The 18345-nt window shown below is 63.0% G+C and carries 19 protein-coding genes and 1 pseudogene; 5 read left to right on the top strand and 15 right to left on the bottom strand.

Annotated features, from left to right (window positions below):
* Positions 1–211 precede the first annotated feature (211 nt).
* The 5 genes from asd to leuC all read right to left on the bottom strand — a co-directional run bounded on the left by asd (position 212) and on the right by leuC (position 4895).
* Positions 212–1333: an aspartate-semialdehyde dehydrogenase gene (asd, locus tag B0G62_RS05865; RefSeq protein WP_103703235.1), complete on the bottom strand. Its 1122-nt coding sequence runs from the start codon at positions 1331–1333 to the stop codon at positions 212–214.
* 84 nt (positions 1334–1417) lie between these two features.
* The gene (locus B0G62_RS32435) at positions 1418–1543 is read right to left on the bottom strand and encodes a hypothetical protein (protein WP_279629739.1); all 126 of its coding nucleotides are present in this window, start codon (positions 1541–1543) and stop codon (positions 1418–1420) included.
* A gap of 127 nt (positions 1544–1670) precedes the next feature.
* Positions 1671–2738: a 3-isopropylmalate dehydrogenase gene (gene leuB / locus B0G62_RS05855; RefSeq protein ID WP_103703233.1), complete on the bottom strand. Its 1068-nt coding sequence runs from the start codon at positions 2736–2738 to the stop codon at positions 1671–1673.
* A 77-nt stretch (positions 2739–2815) separates the two neighbouring features.
* Positions 2816–3466 (bottom strand): 3-isopropylmalate dehydratase small subunit, encoded by a 651-nt coding sequence (gene leuD / locus B0G62_RS05850; RefSeq protein ID WP_103703232.1) that lies wholly within the window; start codon positions 3464–3466, stop codon positions 2816–2818.
* Positions 3467–3485: 19 nt separating this feature from the next.
* On the bottom strand, positions 3486–4895 hold the full coding sequence (gene leuC / locus B0G62_RS05845) for a 3-isopropylmalate dehydratase large subunit (protein ID WP_103703231.1): 1410 nt from the start codon (positions 4893–4895) through the stop codon (positions 3486–3488).
* Between the two features lie 523 nt (positions 4896–5418).
* Between leuC and B0G62_RS05840 the strand changes: the two genes are divergently transcribed.
* The 4 genes from B0G62_RS05840 (at position 5419) to B0G62_RS05825 (ending at position 8313) form a co-directional block, all read left to right on the top strand.
* On the top strand, positions 5419–6273 hold the full coding sequence (locus B0G62_RS05840) for a MipA/OmpV family protein (RefSeq protein ID WP_103703230.1): 855 nt from the start codon (positions 5419–5421) through the stop codon (positions 6271–6273).
* A gap of 191 nt (positions 6274–6464) precedes the next feature.
* Complete coding sequence (locus B0G62_RS05835) at positions 6465–7460, top strand: TerC family protein (protein ID WP_103703229.1); 996 nt, start codon at positions 6465–6467, stop codon at positions 7458–7460.
* 97 nt (positions 7461–7557) lie between these two features.
* Positions 7558–7857, top strand: a complete 300-nt coding sequence (locus B0G62_RS05830) for a TFIIB-type zinc ribbon-containing protein (RefSeq protein WP_103703228.1) — start codon at positions 7558–7560, stop codon at positions 7855–7857.
* Positions 7858–7902: 45 nt separating this feature from the next.
* A complete protein-coding gene (locus tag B0G62_RS05825; protein WP_103703227.1) occupies positions 7903–8313 on the top strand; it encodes a tellurite resistance TerB family protein in 411 nt (136 codons plus the stop codon).
* A gap of 125 nt (positions 8314–8438) precedes the next feature.
* On the opposite strand, the gene B0G62_RS05820 is transcribed toward B0G62_RS05825, so the two are convergent.
* The 10 genes and pseudogenes from B0G62_RS05820 to B0G62_RS05775 all read right to left on the bottom strand — a co-directional run bounded on the left by B0G62_RS05820 (position 8439) and on the right by B0G62_RS05775 (position 16706).
* Complete coding sequence (locus tag B0G62_RS05820; protein ID WP_103703226.1) at positions 8439–9095, bottom strand: response regulator transcription factor; 657 nt, start codon at positions 9093–9095, stop codon at positions 8439–8441.
* Positions 9096–9143: 48 nt separating this feature from the next.
* A complete protein-coding gene (locus B0G62_RS05815) occupies positions 9144–10457 on the bottom strand; it encodes a sensor histidine kinase (protein ID WP_103703225.1) in 1314 nt (437 codons plus the stop codon).
* A 69-nt stretch (positions 10458–10526) separates the two neighbouring features.
* Positions 10527–10649, bottom strand: a pseudogene (locus B0G62_RS32065) (GNAT family N-acetyltransferase); the annotation flags it as partial.
* A gap of 104 nt (positions 10650–10753) precedes the next feature.
* Positions 10754–12055 (bottom strand): citrate synthase, encoded by a 1302-nt coding sequence (gene gltA / locus B0G62_RS05805; RefSeq protein WP_103703224.1) that lies wholly within the window; start codon positions 12053–12055, stop codon positions 10754–10756.
* A 92-nt stretch (positions 12056–12147) separates the two neighbouring features.
* Entirely contained in the window at positions 12148–12414 is a 267-nt protein-coding gene (locus B0G62_RS05800) for an FAD assembly factor SdhE (RefSeq protein WP_103703223.1), read from the bottom strand.
* A gap of 25 nt (positions 12415–12439) precedes the next feature.
* Positions 12440–13141 carry a succinate dehydrogenase iron-sulfur subunit gene (locus B0G62_RS05795; protein WP_103703222.1) on the bottom strand — a complete coding sequence of 234 codons (702 nt, stop codon included), beginning with the start codon at positions 13139–13141 and terminating at the stop codon, positions 12440–12442.
* A 29-nt stretch (positions 13142–13170) separates the two neighbouring features.
* Positions 13171–14946, bottom strand: coding sequence for a succinate dehydrogenase flavoprotein subunit (gene sdhA / locus B0G62_RS05790; protein WP_103703221.1), 1776 nt, complete (start codon positions 14944–14946; stop codon positions 13171–13173).
* A 4-nt stretch (positions 14947–14950) separates the two neighbouring features.
* Positions 14951–15319: a succinate dehydrogenase, hydrophobic membrane anchor protein gene (sdhD, locus tag B0G62_RS05785; RefSeq protein ID WP_027816953.1), complete on the bottom strand. Its 369-nt coding sequence runs from the start codon at positions 15317–15319 to the stop codon at positions 14951–14953.
* 2 nt (positions 15320–15321) lie between these two features.
* Positions 15322–15738, bottom strand: coding sequence for a succinate dehydrogenase, cytochrome b556 subunit (gene sdhC, locus B0G62_RS05780; protein ID WP_103703220.1), 417 nt, complete (start codon positions 15736–15738; stop codon positions 15322–15324).
* A gap of 149 nt (positions 15739–15887) precedes the next feature.
* The gene (locus B0G62_RS05775; protein ID WP_103703641.1) at positions 15888–16706 is read right to left on the bottom strand and encodes a GntR family transcriptional regulator; all 819 of its coding nucleotides are present in this window, start codon (positions 16704–16706) and stop codon (positions 15888–15890) included.
* Between the two features lie 559 nt (positions 16707–17265).
* Between B0G62_RS05775 and B0G62_RS05770 the strand changes: the two genes are divergently transcribed.
* Complete coding sequence (locus tag B0G62_RS05770; RefSeq protein WP_027816956.1) at positions 17266–18249, top strand: malate dehydrogenase; 984 nt, start codon at positions 17266–17268, stop codon at positions 18247–18249.
* Positions 18250–18345: the final 96 nt, after the last annotated feature.

Raw genomic sequence — 18345 nt, 5'->3', positions numbered from 1 at the left:
CATATTTTGGATGCCCCGGTCAGCGGGAACAGTGTCAAGTCGAACGGTCATCAGAGGCCCTGGCACGCCGCTCGCGCGGCGGTCGATCAAACGGGAATTCATGGGGTCGGGCTCGCTGGCCATGCGCCGGGCCGCGAAAATAAAAAAGCGCCGCGACTGGCGCGGCGCTTTTTGCCTGCCTACGCGTCATCAGGCGCGTAGTTTAATTCATTCACTTGTCCAGCAGAATCCGCAGCATGCGGCGCAGCGGTTCGGCGGCGCCCCACAACAACTGATCGCCGACCGTAAACGCCGACAGATACTCGCCGCCCATCGCCAGCTTGCGCAGGCGGCCGACCGGCACCGACAGCGTGCCCGTCACCTTTGCCGGCGACAGATCGCGCATCGACGCTTCGCGCTCGTTCGGCACGACCTTGACCCAGTCGTTGGCCGACGCGAGGATGCCGTTGATCTCGTCGAGCGGCACGTCCTTCTTCAGCTTGATCGTGAGCGCCTGCGAGTGGCAGCGCATCGCGCCGATCCGCACGCACAGACCGTCGACGGGGATCGAACCCGGCTGGCCCATCGCGGGCTTGCCGAGGATCTTGTTGGTTTCCGCGCCGCCCTTCCACTCTTCCTTCGACATGCCGTTGCCGAGATCCTTGTCGATCCACGGAATCAGCGAGCCGGCCAGCGGCACGCCGAAGTGGCTCGTGGGCATCGCGTCGCTGTTCATGGTGGCCAGCACCTTGCGGTCGATATCGAGGATCGCCGACGACGGGTTCGCCAGATCGCTCGCCACAGCGGCGTTGAGCGCGCCCATTTGCGAGAGCAGTTCGCGCATGTTCTGCGCGCCCGCGCCCGAAGCGGCCTGGTAGGTCATGGCCGTCATCCAGTCGACGAGGTTCTCGCGGAACAGGCCGCCGAGCGCCATCAGCATCAGGCTGACCGTGCAGTTGCCGCCGACGAAGTCCTTCTGGCCCTTGACCAGCGCGTCCTTGATGACGTCGAGGTTGACCGGGTCCAGGATGATGACCGCGTCGTCCTTCATGCGCAGCGACGAAGCCGCGTCGATCCAGTAACCCGTCCAGCCCGCCGCGCGCAGCTTCGGATACACCTCGTTGGTGTAGTCGCCGCCCTGGCAAGTGATGATGATGTCGCACTTCTTGAGCTCGTCGACGCTGTTCGCGTCCTTGAGCTTCGTCTCGTTTTTGGCGAACGACGGTGCCGCGCCGCCTGCGTTGCTGGTGCTGAAAAACACCGGTTCGATCAGGTCGAAATCACGTTCTTCCTGCATGCGCTGCATCAGCACGCTGCCGACCATGCCGCGCCAACCTACGAGACCTACGTTCATGACTTACCCTTGATATGGACACTTCCCCGCTTCGCTCGCCCGGCGTGGCCGCGCGGGGAAGATGAGCGGGCACACGACGAGCGATCAACGAATGGTGATCGTTTTGGTAATCGCTTTCGTTGCTTTAGTGGTGATGGCGAGCGAAATCGCACGGGCCGTTTTTTCGCCGTGGATGTTCGAAACAGTCGTGATCGGGGAGATCTTCGCCATCGGAACAATATACACGAAACAGTTAATTTGCGCGGCAAAAACCGCATTTGCCGCTATTTACGACGCACGTTCACGGTGCGCGATATAAAAAGGGCACGCCTTCAAAGGCTTGCCCTTTCATCTTGCCTTACAGCGCGGCGATCACGGCGTCGCCCATCTCCACCGTGCCGACCTTCCTGCAGTCCGGCGTGACGATGTCGCTGGTGCGGTAGCCCTGTTCGAGCACCTTCTGCACGGCGTTTTCGATGCGCTGCGCCTGCTCTTCGCGGCCGAGCGAGTAACGCAGCATCATCGCCGCCGACAGGATCGTCGCGAGCGGATTGGCGATGCCCTTGCCCGCGATGTCCGGCGCCGAACCGTGCGACGGCTCGTACAGGCCCTTGTTGTTCTTGTCGAGCGAGGCCGACGGCAGCATGCCGATCGAGCCCGTGAGCATCGCGGCTTCGTCCGAAAGAATGTCGCCGAACATATTGCCCGTGACCACCACGTCGAATGCCTTGGGTGCCTTCACCAGCTGCATCGCCGCGTTATCGACGTACATGTGCGACAGCTCGACGTCCGGATATTCCTTCGAGACATCGATCATGATGTCCTTCCAGAACTGCGACGTTTCCAGCACGTTGGCCTTGTCCACCGACGTCAGCTTCTTCTGGCGCTTTTGCGCGGCCTGGAATGCGACGTGAGCGATACGGCGCACTTCGGGTTCCGCATAACGCATCGTGTCGAAGCCTTCGCGCGCGCCCTTGAACAGACCGTCCGGCGCTTCGCGCGTGCCGCGCGGCTGGCCGAAGTAGATGTCGCCGTTCAGTTCGCGCACGATCAGGATGTCGAGGCCCGAGACGATTTCCGGCTTGAGCGACGATGCGCCCGTCAGTTGCGGATAGCAGATCGCCGGGCGGAAGTTCGCGAACAGTTCCAGGTGCTTGCGCAGACCCAGAATCGCCTGCTCCGGACGCAGCGCGCGTTCGAGCGAGTCGTACTTCCAGTCGCCCACGGCGCCGAACAGGATCGCGTCGGCCGCCTTCGCAAGCGCCAGCGTGGCCTCGGGCAGCGGGTGGCCGCTTGCCTCGTAACCCGCGCCGCCGACAGGCGCCTCTTCCAGCTCGAACTTTTCGTCGAGCGCGTTCAGCACCTTGACGGCTTCCTTGACGATCTCGGGACCGATGCCGTCGCCCGGCAACACTGCAATCTTCATCCTGGTGTTCCTCGCTGTATTTCGGTGAGCGTGGCGTCCATTTCAGCCGCCACGCATTGAATTCGAACCGTGCGCGCTCAGATGACGCGGTTGGCGAGCCACGGCTGGCGCGCGATGCGCTCGGCTTCGTACTGGCGGATCTTGTCGGCGTGACGCAGCGTGAGGCCGATATCGTCGAAGCCGTTCAAGAGGCAATAACGGCGGAACGCGGCGACTTCGAACGGATACGACTTCGAGCCGTCCGTTGTGCGCACAGCCTGTTGATCCAGATCGATCGTCAGTTCGAAACCGTTGAACGCATAGGTTTCATTGAACAGATGATCGACATCCGCTTCGGACAGCACGATCGGCAGCAGGCCGTTCTTGAAGCAATTGTTATAGAAAATGTCCGCGAAGCTCGGCGCGATGATCGCGCGGAAACCGTACTGGTCGAGCGCCCACGGTGCGTGCTCGCGCGAGCTGCCGCAACCGAAGTTCTTGCGCGTGAGCAGCACCGACGCACCTTGATAGCGCGCCTGGTTCAGCACGAAGTCCGGGTTCAGCGGGCGCTTCGAGTTGTCCTGACCCGGCTCGCCGTGGTCGAGGTAACGCCATTCGTCGAAGGCGTTCGGGCCGAAGCCGGTGCGCTTGATCGACTTGAGGAACTGCTTCGGAATGATCGCGTCCGTGTCCACGTTTTCGCGATCGAGCGGCGCTACGAGGCCGGTGTGTACGACAAATTTTTCCATGATTCGTGGCCTTAACCGATTAACCGAGCTTGCGAATATCGACGAAATGGCCTTCGATGGCCGCTGCGGCCGCCATGGCCGGGCTGACCAGGTGCGTGCGTCCGCCCGCGCCCTGACGGCCTTCGAAATTGCGGTTCGACGTGGACGCGCAGCGCTCGCCCGGTTCGAGCCGGTCGGCGTTCATCGCGAGGCACATCGAGCAGCCCGGTTCGCGCCATTCGAAGCCCGCGTCCGTGAACACCTTGTCGAGACCTTCGCGTTCGGCTTGCGCCTTCACGAGACCCGAACCCGGCACGACCATCGCGAGACGCACGTTCGCAGCCACGCGGCGGCCCAGCTTCTTCACGACATAAGCGGCCGAGCGCAGGTCTTCGATACGCGCGTTGGTGCACGAGCCGATGAAAATCTTGTCCGGCTTGATCGACTCGATCGGCATGTTCGGTTCGAGCGCCATGTACTGCAGCGCGCGTTCCATCGCATCGCGCTTGACCGGGTCCTTTTCGCGCTCGGGGTCCGGCACGCGGCCGTCGATCGACGTGACCATTTCCGGCGACGTGCCCCACGTCACCTGCGGGACGATGTCGGCAGCCGACAGTTCGACCACGCGGTCGAAGTGCGCGCCGTCGTCCGTACGGAACTGCTTCCAGTACTCGACGGCCTGATCCCACTCCGCGCCTTGCGGCGAGAACGGACGGTTCTTCAGGTATTCGATCGTGGTGTCGTCCACGGCGACCATGCCGGCGCGCGCGCCGCCTTCGATCGCCATGTTGCAGACCGTCATGCGGCCTTCCATCGTAAGACCGCGGATCATCGAGCCGCCAAACTCGATGGCGTAGCCCGTGCCGCCCGCCGTGCCGATCTTGCCGATGATGGCCAGCACGATGTCCTTGGCGGTACAGCCGCGCGGCAGCGTGCCTTCCACCTTGATGAGCATGTTCTTGCTCTTCTTTTGCAACAGCGTCTGCGTGGCCAGCACGTGCTCGACTTCCGAGGTGCCGATGCCGTGCGCGAGCGCGCCGAACGCGCCATGCGTGGACGTGTGCGAGTCGCCGCAGACGATCGTCATGCCCGGCAGCGTCGCGCCCTGTTCCGGCCCGACGATGTGCACGATGCCCTGGCGCTGGTCGCTCATCTTGAACTGCGTGATGCCATAGGAATCGCAGTTCGAATCGAGCGTGTCCACCTGCAGCTTCGAAACCGGATCGGCGATACCGTGGCTACGATCCGTCGTGGGCACGTTATGGTCGGAAACCGCCAGGTTCGCGCTGATGCGCCACACCGGGCGCTCATGCAGCTTCAGGCCTTCGAAAGCCTGCGGGCTGGTGACTTCGTGCAGCAGATGACGGTCGATATAGAGGATCGTCGTGCCGTCGTCTTCCGTGTGGACCACATGGGTGTCCCACAATTTGTCGTAGAGCGTCTTTGCCATGATATGCGGGGATAAATTGACTGCGGGGTGGCTTGCGTTGTGAATCGATTATGCCACGCGAAATCCTTATCCCGCACCCCGCCCGGCCAAAAAAACCGATAAAAAACAGTGAGTTGGGTGGTAGTAACGATACCTGTATTGATGTTACCCGGCGCGCGGCGCACGTCGTTTTTCACATGCGGATTCATCGACGCGAAGCAAAGCCTTTGTTTTTCCGATGCTTTTCTTTCGGGAGGAAGAAGGCAAAACCGGGGACGCGCTCGAATAGAAGGTGCCATATCGGGCACGTCGATTGCGAGAGGTGCGCCGGCGCGCCAGCGCGAAAAACCGGGTTCCGTCACACTGGAAACGCACCCGATACGGATACCTCGCGGCGCGATCAGGCAATCCTGGAGGCCTCATGCCATTTGCAACCCGTTCGCCCCGCACGACGCCCTTCCGGGCCGCTGCGTACAAGACAACAATCACACCAAGCCAATATCGGGGACGGCATTCGCAGGCCCGCTCGATCCAGCGCGCCGCGATGGGCGCCGCGCGCCAGTCCGCCATTGCCCTCGCGGCCACCGCCTGCGCGCTTGCCGCTTTCGCGCCTCGTGTGCAGGCCCAGACGCCCTCACCGCTCGGCGAATGGCAATACTCGGCGGGCATCCCGCTCGAAAAGCTTTATCAACCCGATCGCCCGGACTTCGAGGCGCGCCTGGGCATCGGTTCGACCTTCGAGCCGCGCTACGACGGCTCCGACCGCTATCACATGATGGCGGGACCGAGCATCGACCTGCGCTACAAGGACATTCTTTTCGGCTCGACGGGCGAAGGCTTCGGCGTGAATTTCCTGCAAGGCCCGAACTGGCGCATGAGCATCGCGGGCGCCTATGACCTGGGGCGGCGCGGCCATGACGATCCTTCGCGCCTGAACGGCATGGGCAACATCAATCCCGCGCCGCTCATGAAAATCGCGGGCGAATACGTGGTGTCGAAGGATTTCCCGCTAGTGGTGCGCGCGGCCTTCACACGCAGCTTCGGCGGCTCGAACGGCTGGACCGCCGACCTCGGCACTTATATGCCGCTGCCGGGCAGCAGCAAGACGTTCTACTGGTTCGCGGGGCCTTCGGTCACGTTCGCCGATTCGAACTACATGCAAAGCTGGTTCGGCGTGACCGGCCAGCAGGCCGCCGCGTCCGGCTACCGCCAGTACAACGCGAGCGCGGGCCTCAAATCGGCGGGCTTTGGCATCACGATGGTGTACTTCGTCAACAAGCACTGGTTCATGAGCGCCGACGGCGCCATCAAACGGCTGCTAGGCAGCGCCGCGAACAGCCCGATCGTCCAGACCAAGACCGAAGGCGTCTGCGATCTGTCGATCAACTATCAGTTCTAGGCACGCGCAGAAAAAATAGCGCATGACGAACACTCACGGCCCTGGACGACCCGCCCGGCTCATTTTCCGCTCATTCTGCGCCGCTATGCTGACCCTATGGGCCAAGGGCCCATAGGGGTCGACCGGCCACGCAGCGGCAACGCAGCACCCGTACGGCCCTCCGCCAACTCCCTACGCCAAGGACCGTACTCATGCTCGCGCCGTTCATCACCACCGCCTTTCTCGGCCAACCCGTGTGGCTCTGGGCCGCCTTCATCGCGGTGGTGATCGTGCTGCTCGCGCTCGATCTCGGCGTGCTGCACCGTAACGACCGCGAGATCGGCATTCGCGAAAGCCTCTGGCTCTCGCTCGGCTATATCGCCATCGGCCTGCTGTTCGGCGGCTTTATCTGGTGGCAGCTAGGCGCGCAGCCGGCAACCGAATACGTCACCGGCTATCTGATAGAAAAATCGCTCTCGCTCGACAACGTGTTCGTGATCGCGTCGATCTTCGGCGCGCTTGCCGTGCCACGCGCCTTCCAGCATCGCGTGCTGTTCTGGGGCATCGTCGGCGTGCTGGTATTGCGCGCGCTGATGGTCGGTCTGGGCGCGGCGCTCGTCTCGCAGTTCGAGTGGATGCTGTTCGTGTTCGGCCTGTTTCTTGCCGCGACCGGCGTGAAGATGCTGTTCGGCTCGAAGCAGGCAGCGCATGTCGAGGACAGCAGGCTCCTGCGCACGATCCGCCGCGTGCTGCCCGTGACGGAACGGCTCGAAGGCGGCGCATTCGTGGTGCGGCGCGCGCATCCGGTCAGCGGCAAGCTCACGCGCTACGCAACGCCCTTGCTCGTCGCGCTGCTGATGATCGAATTCGCCGATCTGATCTTCGCCGTCGATTCGATCCCGGCGATCTTCTCGATCACGACCGATCCGTTCATCGTCTACACGAGCAACATCTTCGCCGTGCTGGGCCTGCGCGCGCTGTTCTTCGCGCTCGCGGCGATGGCGCACCGCTTTTACTACCTCAAGCATGCGCTGGCGCTCGTGCTGGTGTTTATCGGCGTGAAGATCTTCCTGGTAGGCATCGTCGGCAAGATTCCGGCGCCGCTGAGCCTTGGCGTGACGATGGCGCTGCTCATCGGCGGCGTGGTGGTGTCGCTCATCAAAACGCGGCCGGGCAAGGATGGCGGCGGCCCGCTCGAAGCGTCCTGAACGGGCTGGCAGCGTTGCTCATTCTTCGCTCATTCTTCTCTGCGAGGATGGTTTCCACGGCAGCCGCATCGGCTGCCGCCCCCGAAAGGAGCGCATCATGAAATGCCCGAACTGCCCTGACGTCACCCTCGCGATTGCAGAGCGTCATGGCATCGAACTCGACTACTGCCCGCAATGCCGTGGTGTCTGGCTCGATCGTGGCGAACTCGACAAGCTGATCGAACGCGCGGCGCAAGGCCAGCCCGGCACGCGGCGGCCATTCGACGATGGCTATGAAGGCCACGGCTCGCAGGACGGCTCACACCGCGGTTCCCAGCATCGCTCGCGCGATTACGGGCAACGCCACGGCGGACACGAACGCCGCCGCAAATCGTGGCTCGAAGACATTTTCGACTGAACGCACAACGCTTACCCTGCAACGATTGACCAAGGACTCCTGACCATGCGTACCTACACCAGCAACAGCCCGCAGGCCGCCGGACGGATCGTCGCCATCGCCCTGCTCGCCGACGGCCACCTGAACAGCAGCGAACTCGCCGCCATCCATCGCGCCCGCATCGCCGAGCGTCTTGGCCTGGCCCCTGGCGAGTTCAGCACGATCCTGCGCGATCTCTGCGAGGACCTGCTCACGAACGCGAACATGGACTGGAGCGATGCCTGCAAACTCGACTCCGATGTCATGCAGCAAGTGCTGCTCGAACTCGAAGATCCCGGTCTGCGCGCCGAAGTGCTGAGTCTGTGTCTGGTCGCGGTCCACGCCGACCGTCACCTCTCGGACAACGAGGCTGAATTGCTTGCGGTGCTGTCGAAGTCGTGGCACGCGCATCCGTGGCAGCGCCTGCTGGCATCGTAGCGTCGTCGCCTCTCGCCCTGCATTTGCAGCGCTTTTTAACCGTTTCCAGCGTGCACCACGGACTTCCCCCGGGTGTTGCACGCGACGCGGCGAGCCCCCTGGCTCGCCGCGTTTTTTCTCCATGCTCACACGCACGCGGCCCATCCAAGCCCGCGCACATTGCGGATCACCGCATGGCCAAATTTACGGCGCACACTGTAAATCACGGCATCGACGGCATTGCTCTCCACTTCCTCGCCCCAGCCATAAAGCCGCTCTTCCAGTTGCTGGCGCGAGAGGATCGCGCCGGGCCGCTCCAGCAGCGCAAGCATCAATGCATATTCGCGCGCGGACAGATCGTCGCTCTGCCCATCGAACGTCAGACGCCGCGTATTCATGTCGAGCGTCACGCGCGCGCTGCCCATCGTCGCCGAGGCGAAGCCCGCTTTGCGCCGCACCACCGCGCGGATGCGCGCGAGCAGTTCCTTGCTCTCGAACGGCTTGACGAGATAATCGTCGGCGCCGAGATCGAGGCCTTCGACCCGCGTGTCGACGTCGTCGCGCGCGGTGATGATGATGACCGGCGTGGCGTCGCTGGCTTCGCGCACGCCGCGCAGCACGTCCAGGCCGCTCATGTCGCCCAGGCCCAGATCGAGCAGGACGGCAGTGTACGAACCATCGCGGATAGCCGCGCGGCCGCTCTCGCCCGTGCGTACCCAGTCGACGCTATAGGACGCGTCCTTCAGCGCGCGCAGCAGCGCGGGCCCGATCAGCAGATCGTCTTCGATCAGCAGAATCCGCATTGCTCAGTTTTCCTTAGCATAGGTTGACAGGGGTTCGTGCGCTTCGACTCAGGCCAACGGTAGTTCGATGCGCGCAACGACGCCGCTTTGCGCGTTGTCGCGATTGGCGAGCGTCACGTGCCCGCCGTAACTCTGCGCCAACGCCTGCGCAATCGCGAGTCCGAGACCGCTGCCTTCCACATCGTTATTCGCAGCGCGGAAAAAGCGGTCGAACACATGCGGCAAGTCCTTTTCGGCGATGCCGGGGCCGTCGTCGATCACTTCGATCGTCACCTTCCGCCCGTCGCGCAGCACCGAAACATCGACGCGCCCGCCCGCATGTACATAGCGGATCGCGTTATCGATGAGGTTCTTGACCAGCACGCGCATATCGCCTTCGGTCGCACGCACGCTCGCTTCGTCGAGCCGTTCGACGCCGAGATCCACGCCGCGCGCGTCCGCGAGCGGCAGCAAGTCCGCGAGCACGTCGGGCACGAGACGCGTCAGCGCGATTGCTTCCACCGCGCGCTGCGCGCCGCCGATTTCCGCGCGCGCGAGGCCCAGCAGTTGCGACACCAGCGATCCCGTGCGCGCCACGCCGCGCCGAAGTTCGTCGAAGCGTTCGCGGTACTGATCGGGCGGCGCGTCGCGCAGATTGTCGATCTGCAACTGCATCGCCGAAATGGGCGAACGCAGTTCGTGCGCGGCATCGGCGATGAACTTGCGCTCGGCGTTCACGAGCACCGACAGGCGCTCGATCATGCGGTTGATCGATTCAATGAAAGGCCGCAATTCCACCGGCGCTTTCTCGACTTCGAGCGGCTTGAGCGCATGCAGATCGACCTTGGCCGCGCGGCGGCCGACGCGCTCCATCGGTCGCAGCGACAGGCGCACCGTCACGGCAATCGTGAGCACGAGCAGCGGCAACAGCGCGAGCACGGGCAGCAGGCTCCAGAACGCGACGCGCAGGGCATTGCGGTTGCGCATGCTGCGCGACTCGGCGATCTGGATGTATTCGTCGCCGGCCGCAAGCGCGAAGACGTCCCACGCCTCGCCGTCGAACTCGATCGACGAGAAGCCCGTTTGCGCGCGCGGCAAGGCGATGTCGGGGTCGCTCGTGCGGCGCGGCTCGTCGGTGTCGCCTGCGGACCAGATCTGCACGACGAGGTCATCCGAGGGCTGCCGCACGCCGTTTTCCGATACGTGATGCGGCACGCCGGCCTGCACGTGCGCGGCGGCGTCGCGCAGGCTCGCGCTGAACTCGCTCGCGAGACTGCGCACCACCAGAAACGTGCCGAGAGAACCGAGCACGCCCACGAGCAGCGCGAGCGTGCCGATGGCGATGCTCAGGCGACGATGCAGGGAGTTCGCGGCGAAGAACATGGGGCGGTCTGGGGGTGAGGGGCCGCTCCATGATAATGGATTCGGGATCGGGGAAATCGGCGCGGGGCGTTAGCCGGACGGTCGTCGTTCGTAATAGATATCCCACTCGCCCTCGCCGACCTGCGCGAAACCATGCCGTCGATAGAAGCGATTCGAATCGCTCCCGCGTAGCGCACCGACGCGAACGGGCAGACAAATGACAAACGCCCCGACGAACAAGCCGTCGGGGCGTTGGGGATAAAGCTTGATGATACGGCGTGCGGCGCATCGAGCGCGCCGCATGCCGGCTGCGTAGCTTAGCGTGCCGAAATCGGCTTCGCTTCGCGCGGCGTGTTGCCGATGAACAGCTGACGCGGACGGCCGATCTTTTGCTCGGGGTCGGCGATCATTTCGTTCCACTGGGCGATCCAGCCCACCGTACGCGCCATCGCGAAGATACACGTGAACATCGACGTCGGGATGCCCAGCGCGCGCTGCACGATGCCCGAGTAGAAGTCAACGTTCGGGTACAGCTTGCGCGACACGAAGTATTCGTCTTCGAGTGCGATCTTTTCGAGCGCCATCGCCAGCTTGAACAGCGGATCGTCGTGCAGGCCCAGTTCTTCGAGCACTTCGTGGCACGTTTCGCGCATGAGCTTCGCACGCGGATCGTAGTTCTTGTAGACGCGGTGACCGAAGCCCATGAGCTTCACGCCCGAGTTCTTGTCCTTCACCTGCTTGATGAACTCAGGGATGTTCTCCACCGAGCCGATTTCCTCAAGCATGTTCAGCGCGGCTTCGTTCGCACCGCCGTGCGCCGGGCCCCACAGACAGGCGATACCGGCCGCGATACACGCGAACGGATTCGCGCCCGACGAACCCGCCAGACGGACCGTCGAGGTCGAGGCGTTCTGTTCGTGGTCGGCGTGCAGGATCAGGATACGGTCGAGCGCGCGCACCAGCACGTCGTTGACCTTGTACTCTTCGCACGGGTTCGAGAACATCATGCGCATGAAGTTCGCGCTGTACGACAGGTCGTTCTGCGGGTACACGAACGGCTGGCCGATCGAGTACTTGTACGCCATCGCAACCAGCGTCGGCAGCTTGGCGATCATGCGGATCGCCGAAACTTCGCGATGCTTCGCGTTGTTGATGTCGAGCGAGTCGTGATAGAAGGCCGACAGCGCGCCGACAGCCGCGACCAGAATCGCCATCGGGTGCGCGTCGCGACGGAAGCCGCGGAAGAAGAACTGCATCTGCTCGTGAACCATCGTGTGCTGCGTGACGGTCTTCACGAACTCGTCCTTTTGCGCCTGGTTCGGCAGCTCGCCCTTGAGCAGCAGATAGCAGGTTTCGAGGAAGTCGGCGTTCTGCGCGAGGTTGTCGATCGGGAAACCGCGATACAGCAGTTCGCCCTTGTCCCCGTCGATGTACGTGATCGCCGAGTTGCACGCCGCCGTCGACATGAAGCCCGGGTCATACGTGAACTTGCCGGTCTGACCGTACAGTTTGCGGATGTCGATCACATCCGGGCCTTGGGTGCCCTTGTAGATCGGCAGTTCGACGCTCGGCGAATTGTCGCTGAACGATAGCGTGGCTTTTACATCAGACGGGGTCATAGCACATCCTCAATCGAAGATAAATACGGGATTCGATAGTTTGCAAGTCCGGCGCGGCGCCTTCTAACGTCCACATGGGACGTCGCCGCATCTCAGACCTTGCGAAGCAGCTCCAGCACCCGCTTCACGTCCGGGTCGGAAAGATTGCCTTCTGGTTCCTTGCGTGCGAGCAGCAAGTCCATCAGGTCGTTATCGCTCAGCTCCAGCAGGCGCGTGAGAGCACCCACATCGGCGTCGCTGAGGTCATGCTCATAGCGGTCGAAAAAACGCTCGAAAATAATGTCGTTTTCGAGCATACCGCGCCGCGCGCGCCAGCGAAGGCGCGCGCGGCGATGGGGGTCAGACTGATGCGAGTCCATTCAATCTCGTAGGGTCAAACGCGGATCAAACCGCGCGGCGGACCATCAGTTCCTTGATCTTGCCGATCGCCTTGGTCGGGTTCAGGCCCTTCGGGCAAACGTCGACGCAGTTCATGATCGTGTGGCAACGGAACAGACGGTACGGGTCTTCGAGGTTGTCCAGACGCTCGCCGGTGGCTTCGTCGCGGCTGTCCGCGATGAAGCGGTAGGCCTGCAGCAGACCCGCCGGGCCGACGAACTTGTCCGGATTCCACCAGAAGCTCGGGCACGAGGTCGAGCAGCTTGCGCACAGAATACACTCGTACACGCCGTCGAGTTCGTCGCGCTGTTCAGGCGACTGCAGACGCTCTTTCTCGGGCGGCGGCGTGTCGTTGATCAGGTACGGCTTGATCGAGTGGTACTGGTTGAAGAAGTGCGTCATGTCGACGATCAGGTCGCGCACGACGGGCAGGCCCGGCAGCGGGCGCAACACGATCTTCGCTGGCAGGTCGTTCAGGTTCGTGAGGCACGCCAGACCGTTCTTGCCGTTGATGTTCATGGCGTCCGAACCGCACACGCCTTCGCGGCACGAACGGCGGAACGACAGCGTTTCGTCCACTTCCTTGAGCTTCACCAGCGCGTCGAGCAGCATGCGCTCGTGCGTGAGGTCCAGCTCGTACGTCTGCATGCGCGGCGCCGAATCCTTGTCCGGATCGTAGCGGTAGACTTCAAAAATACGTTTGGCCATTTCCCAATTCCTTTTGACTGGCTTGTGCCTTAGAACGTACGCGCCTTCGGCGGCACGGATTCGACGGTCAGCGGCTTCATGTGAACCGGCTTGTATTCAAGGCGGTTGTCTTCGCTGAACCAAAGCGTATGGCGCAGCCAGTTTTCATCGTCGCGGTGTTCGTAGTCGCTGTGAGCGTGTGCGCCACGGCTTTCCTTACGGGCTTCAGCCGAAACCATCGTTGCGCGCGCAACTTCCACGAGGTTCGCCACTTCGAGCGCTTCGACGCGCGCGGTGTTGAACACCTTCGACTTGTCCTTCAGGTGGATGTGCTTCGCCTGCTCGGTGACTTGCGCGATGTCCTTGACGCCTTCGGCCAGCAGCGCCGAGGTGCGGAACACGCCAGCGTGCTTCTGCATCGAACCGCGGATTTCGTTCGCGACGTTCTGCGCGTACTCGCCCGAGGTCGTCTTTTCCAGCGCGGCGAGGCGCGAGAGCGCGAAGTCGGCGGCGTCGGCCGGCAGCGGCTTGTGCTCCTTGAGCTCCTTCACGTGCTTGACGATGTGGTTGCCGGCAGCGCGGCCGAACACCACGAGGTCGAGCAGCGAGTTCGTGCCCAGACGGTTCGCGCCGTGCACCGAGACACACGAGCATTCGCCCACAGCGTAGAAGCCGTTGACGACTTCTTCGTGACCCTTCGGCGTGCCGACGACCTGACCGTTGATGTTGGTCGGGATGCCGCCCATCTGGTAGTGAATCGTCGGAACGACCGGGATCGGTTCCTTGATGCAGTCCACGTTGGCGAACTTGAGCGCGATTTCGCGAATCGACGGCAGACGCTTCATGATCGTCTCCGCGCCGATGTGCGACAGGTCGAGCAGCACGTGATCCTTGTGCGCGCCGACACCGCGGCCTTCCTTGATTTCCTGGTCCATCGAACGCGAAACGAAGTCACGCGGTGCGAGGTCCTTCAGGGTCGGCGCGTAGCGCTCCATGAAGCGCTCGCCGTTCGAGTTACGCAGAATGCCGCCTTCGCCGCGCACGCCTTCCGTGATCAGCACGCCCGCGCCGGCCACGCCGGTCGGGTGGAACTGCCAGAATTCCATGTCCTGCAGCGCGATGCCCGAACGGGCCGCCATGCCAAGGCCGTCACCGGTGTTGATGAACGCGTTGGTCGATGCCGCGAAGATCCGGCCCGCGCCGCCCGTGGCGAACAGCGTGGTCTTGCCTTCGAGGATATAGACGTCGCCGGTTTCCATTTCCAGCGCGGTCACGCCGAGCACGTCGCCTTCGGCGTCGCGGATCAGATCCAGCGCCATCCATTCGACGAAGAACGTGGTCTTGGCCGCGACGTTCTGCTGATACAGCGTGTGCAGCAGCGCGTGACCGGTACGGTCAGCGGCCGCGCAGGCGCGCTGGACCGGCTTTTCGCCGTAGTTGGCCGTGTGGCCGCCGAACGGACGCTGGTAGATCGTGCCGTCCGCATTGCGGTCGAACGGCATGCCCATGTGTTCCAGTTCGTAGACGGCGTTCGGTGCTTCGCGGCACATGAACTCGATCGCGTCCTGGTCGCCGAGCCAGTCGGAACCCTTGATCGTGTCGTAGAAGTGGTAATGCCAGTTGTCTTCGCTCATGTTGCCGAGCGATGCGCCGATGCCGCCTTGAGCCGCGACCGTGTGCGAACGCGTCGGGAACACCTTGGACAGCACGCAGACCGACAGGCCAGCACGCGCCAGTTGCAGCGACGCGCGCATCCCCGAACCGCCCGCGCCGACGATGACCACGTCGAACTTGCGACGCGGCAGAGAATTCTTGATTGCAGCCATTCTTTTACACTCTCCAGAGAATCTGCGCGGCGTAGCCCAGGCTGCCCAGCAGCCAGGCGATCGTCAGCACGTCCAGCGCGATGCGCAGGCCGACGGGCTTGATGTAGTCCATCCAGATGTCGCGCACGCCAATCCAGGCGTGATAGAACAGCGCGAGCAGCATGACGAACGTCGCGAGCTTCATCCATTGGGCGGAGAAAATCGACGCCCAGCCGTCATAAGAAAAGTCGTGTGCGCCGAAGAACAACACGAGCAGCACGATCGTGTAGATCGCCATGAGCACGGCGGTAGCGCGCTGGGCAATCCAGTCGCGCAGGCCGTAGTGAGCGCCCACGACAAGGCGCTTCGGACCGATACCGTTTTTAGCCGACATTCTTAAAACGCTCCGAAGAGTTTTGCCGCGAAGGCGATCGTGAGGATCGTGGAGAGAACAACGACGACGAGCGAGGTCGATTTGCCCTTTTCTTTAGCCGCGAGGTCATGGTTGAAATCCATGAACAGGTGGCGCACGCCAGCACAGAAGTGGAAGAGGAACGCCCATCCGAGGACCAGCACGATGAGCTTGACGATGATGTTGGAAAGGAAGCCCCGGAAGACTTCGAAGCTGAGCTCCGATGTGAGGCTCTGGTCCAACAGGAACAACAGGAAAGGCAGGAACAGGAATAACAGCACACCACTGATGCGGTGGCCGATCGATACGCGACCGGCCAACGGCAGGCGGTATGCGAACAAAATCTGCCCAATGCCGATGTTCCGGTATTCCGGCCTCGGTTTTTTTGCGGCTTCTGCCATGCTAGACCCCTACTATGTGTTAACACTAATACGCAATTTTACCGCCATTTCTTTTCGCGCTGCAGCGAAATCAGCCTTCCAAACCGCTGATGCGCGCGCGAATCGAGCAGCGCGTGGGGAAGAGTCCGCATGTCCCTGCGGACGTCCTCTCAACTCAAGTCATTCTGATAGTAGTACCCGGTTGTGACATACCATCCACGGCGTACCTCGACCGGTCGGTCTCCATAGGTATAGGACACCCGATCGACGGAAAGCAATGGAAAACCAGCCGGAACATTGAGCAGATCGGCAACGGCCGGCTCGGCGGCCACCGCGCGGATCTTCTCAGTTGCACGAATCATACGCGTGCCGAAGTCGGCTTCGAACATGGCGTAGAGCGGGCCTTTGTACTCGGCGAGACGCTCGGCCGTGAGGCCGCGGAATATACCGCCGGGCAGCCAGATTTCGTCGAGTACGGTACTCTCGCCATCGAACTGCAGAAGACGCTTGATGAGCACCACCGGGTCGGCGGGCTTCAGATCGAGCTGACGCGCGATCTCCGCCGAGGCGCGCAGACGGCGGCACTCGAGCAGCCTGCTGACGTGCGGATGCTCCGCGCCGTCATCAGCCAGCAATCTAAGGAAGCGAAACTGTGCGCGTTCTTCGTTGTGCGTCGCAACAAACGTGCCCTTGCCCTGACGCCGCACCAGCAGGTTGTCGGCGGCCAGTTCGTCGATCGCCTTGCGCACGGTCCCCTGGCTGACCTTGTAACGGGCAGCCAGTTCGACTTCGCTAGGGATGATTTCGCCGGGCTTCCATTCGCCGGACTCGAGGCTCTGTGTAATGAGCCCCTTGATCTGCTGATAGAGCGGACTGAAGGTGGGGGACGGCGAGGCCGCCGGCGCCGCGGCCGGAGAAGCGGAGGCGGACGCAGGCGCGCCGCTGTCGGGAGCGGAAGAATTCGCGTTGCTGACCGGGTTCGCATTCATGGCGCGCATTTCAACATAAACCCCCGCTGAAATCTACCCTTTTGGCAGCAACAGATATGTCTTATATAAGACATAAGATACTGTTGACTTTACCCATTGCGAATCCTAAACTGCCGATCGAGCAAGGGTTTGCGGGCGACTCCATGTCAAACACGGGAGCCGCCGGCAGCATCCACTTCGTGGCGAAATGCGCCGCGGTCCGCCTTGCACATGCTGTTCCTTCTAGCAGTCATGCAGTAGCGGTTTTCGATCCGCCCCGCCCGCGCAATCCCCCGCGCGGCGCGCCTGTGGACCGTCCCAGCCGAGCTGTTGCAGGAGTCGGCACACGCAAATGCGGCCCGCGTCAGGCGGCCCTGTCCAGGGCGTTCCCGTCCATTCCCGAGCTTCGTCGTACAGGTTACCGGCATGGCGGCCCGCCCGCCGGCGCGCGCAACAGGCCCCGCAAGGCCTCGCCCGCACGCCGGGAAAGAGGACCGTCGGATTCACGAACGCTTCGGGTACCGCGCATATAGAATGGCGTTTTACCCTGGCGTCTAACGCATCTTCCTGGAGATTTTCAATGGCTAAGCCCGCAAAGCGCGTTGCCGTCACCGGCGCCGCAGGTCAGATCGCTTACTCCCTGCTGTTCCGCATCGCGAACGGCGACCTGCTCGGCAAGGATCAGCCCGTCATCCTGCAACTGCTGGACCTCCCGCAAGCGCAAGCTGCCGTCAAGGGCGTCGTGATGGAACTCGACGACTGCGCCTTCCCGCTGCTCGCGGGCGTGGTCATCACGGACGACCCGAAGGTCGCGTTCAAGGACGCCGACGTCGCCCTGCTGGTTGGCGCACGTCCGCGCTCGAAGGGCATGGAGCGTAAGGATCTGCTCTCGGCCAACGCCGAAATCTTCACGGTTCAGGGCAAGGCGCTGAACGACGTCGCCAGCCGCGACGTCAAGGTGCTGGTGGTCGGCAACCCGGCCAACACGAACGCCTACATCGCCATGAAGTCGGCTCCGGATCTGCCGAAGAAGAACTTCACGGCCATGCTGCGTCTGGACCACAACCGCGCGCTCTCGCAGCTCGCGGCCAAGTCGGGCAAGCCGGTCGCTTCGATCGAGAAGCTCGCCGTGTGGGGCAACCACTCGCCGACGATGTACCCCGACTACCGTTTCGCCACGGTCGAAGGCCAGTCGCTCAACGCGCTGATCAACGACGACGTGTGGAACCGTGACACGTTCATCCCGACGGTCGGCAAGCGCGGCGCGGCGATCATCGAAGCGCGCGGCCTGTCGTCGGCGGCATCGGCGGCCAACGCGGCGATCGACCACGTGCGTGACTGGGTGCTCGGCACGAACGGCAAGTGGGTCACGATGGGCATCCCGTCGGACGGCTCGTACGAAATCCCCGAAGACATCATCTACGGCGTGCCGGTGACCTGCGAAAACGGCGAGTACAAGCGCGTCGAAGGCCTGGAAATCGACGCGTTCTCGCGCGAAAAGATGACGGGCACGCTCAACGAGCTGCTCGAAGAGCGCGAAGGCGTCGCTCACCTGCTCAAGTAATCGATGCAGGCAAACCGGGGCTTTGCCGCCACGCGGCGGGTTCCGGTTCTTGCGCGGGTTCGGGCGGCACACGCCCCCGTCCCGCGCACTGATCCG

This window comes from Paraburkholderia eburnea (assembly GCF_002917095.1).
In the GTDB taxonomy this organism is placed as follows: Bacteria; Pseudomonadota; Gammaproteobacteria; order Burkholderiales; family Burkholderiaceae; genus Paraburkholderia; species Paraburkholderia eburnea.
This window is presented reverse-complemented; position numbering and strand designations above follow the sequence as displayed.

Excerpts from the sequence above, each read along its gene's own strand:
- B0G62_RS32435 (WP_279629739.1), bottom strand. The coding sequence starts at position 1,543 with ATGGCGAAGATCTCCCCGATCACGACTGTTTCGAACATCCACGGCGAA.
- B0G62_RS05840 (WP_103703230.1), top strand. The coding sequence starts at position 5,419 with ATGGGCGCCGCGCGCCAGTCCGCCATTGCCCTCGCGGCCACCGCCTGC.
- sdhD (WP_027816953.1), bottom strand. The coding sequence starts at position 15,319 with ATGTCGGCTAAAAACGGTATCGGTCCGAAGCGCCTTGTCGTGGGCGCT.
- B0G62_RS05830 (WP_103703228.1), top strand. The coding sequence starts at position 7,558 with ATGAAATGCCCGAACTGCCCTGACGTCACCCTCGCGATTGCAGAGCGT.
- leuB (WP_103703233.1), bottom strand. The coding sequence starts at position 2,738 with ATGAAGATTGCAGTGTTGCCGGGCGACGGCATCGGTCCCGAGATCGTC.
- asd (WP_103703235.1), bottom strand. The coding sequence starts at position 1,333 with ATGAACGTAGGTCTCGTAGGTTGGCGCGGCATGGTCGGCAGCGTGCTG.
- B0G62_RS05835 (WP_103703229.1), top strand. The coding sequence starts at position 6,465 with ATGCTCGCGCCGTTCATCACCACCGCCTTTCTCGGCCAACCCGTGTGG.
- B0G62_RS05800 (WP_103703223.1), bottom strand. The coding sequence starts at position 12,414 with ATGGACTCGCATCAGTCTGACCCCCATCGCCGCGCGCGCCTTCGCTGG.
- B0G62_RS05825 (WP_103703227.1), top strand. The coding sequence starts at position 7,903 with ATGCGTACCTACACCAGCAACAGCCCGCAGGCCGCCGGACGGATCGTC.
- gltA (WP_103703224.1), bottom strand. The coding sequence starts at position 12,055 with ATGACCCCGTCTGATGTAAAAGCCACGCTATCGTTCAGCGACAATTCG.
- B0G62_RS05775 (WP_103703641.1), bottom strand. The coding sequence starts at position 16,706 with ATGAATGCGAACCCGGTCAGCAACGCGAATTCTTCCGCTCCCGACAGC.
- leuD (WP_103703232.1), bottom strand. The coding sequence starts at position 3,466 with ATGGAAAAATTTGTCGTACACACCGGCCTCGTAGCGCCGCTCGATCGC.
- B0G62_RS05795 (WP_103703222.1), bottom strand. The coding sequence starts at position 13,141 with ATGGCCAAACGTATTTTTGAAGTCTACCGCTACGATCCGGACAAGGAT.
- sdhA (WP_103703221.1), bottom strand. The coding sequence starts at position 14,946 with ATGGCTGCAATCAAGAATTCTCTGCCGCGTCGCAAGTTCGACGTGGTC.
- leuC (WP_103703231.1), bottom strand. The coding sequence starts at position 4,895 with ATGGCAAAGACGCTCTACGACAAATTGTGGGACACCCATGTGGTCCAC.
- B0G62_RS05770 (WP_027816956.1), top strand. The coding sequence starts at position 17,266 with ATGGCTAAGCCCGCAAAGCGCGTTGCCGTCACCGGCGCCGCAGGTCAG.
- B0G62_RS05820 (WP_103703226.1), bottom strand. The coding sequence starts at position 9,095 with ATGCGGATTCTGCTGATCGAAGACGATCTGCTGATCGGGCCCGCGCTG.
- B0G62_RS05815 (WP_103703225.1), bottom strand. The coding sequence starts at position 10,457 with ATGTTCTTCGCCGCGAACTCCCTGCATCGTCGCCTGAGCATCGCCATC.
- sdhC (WP_103703220.1), bottom strand. The coding sequence starts at position 15,738 with ATGGCAGAAGCCGCAAAAAAACCGAGGCCGGAATACCGGAACATCGGC.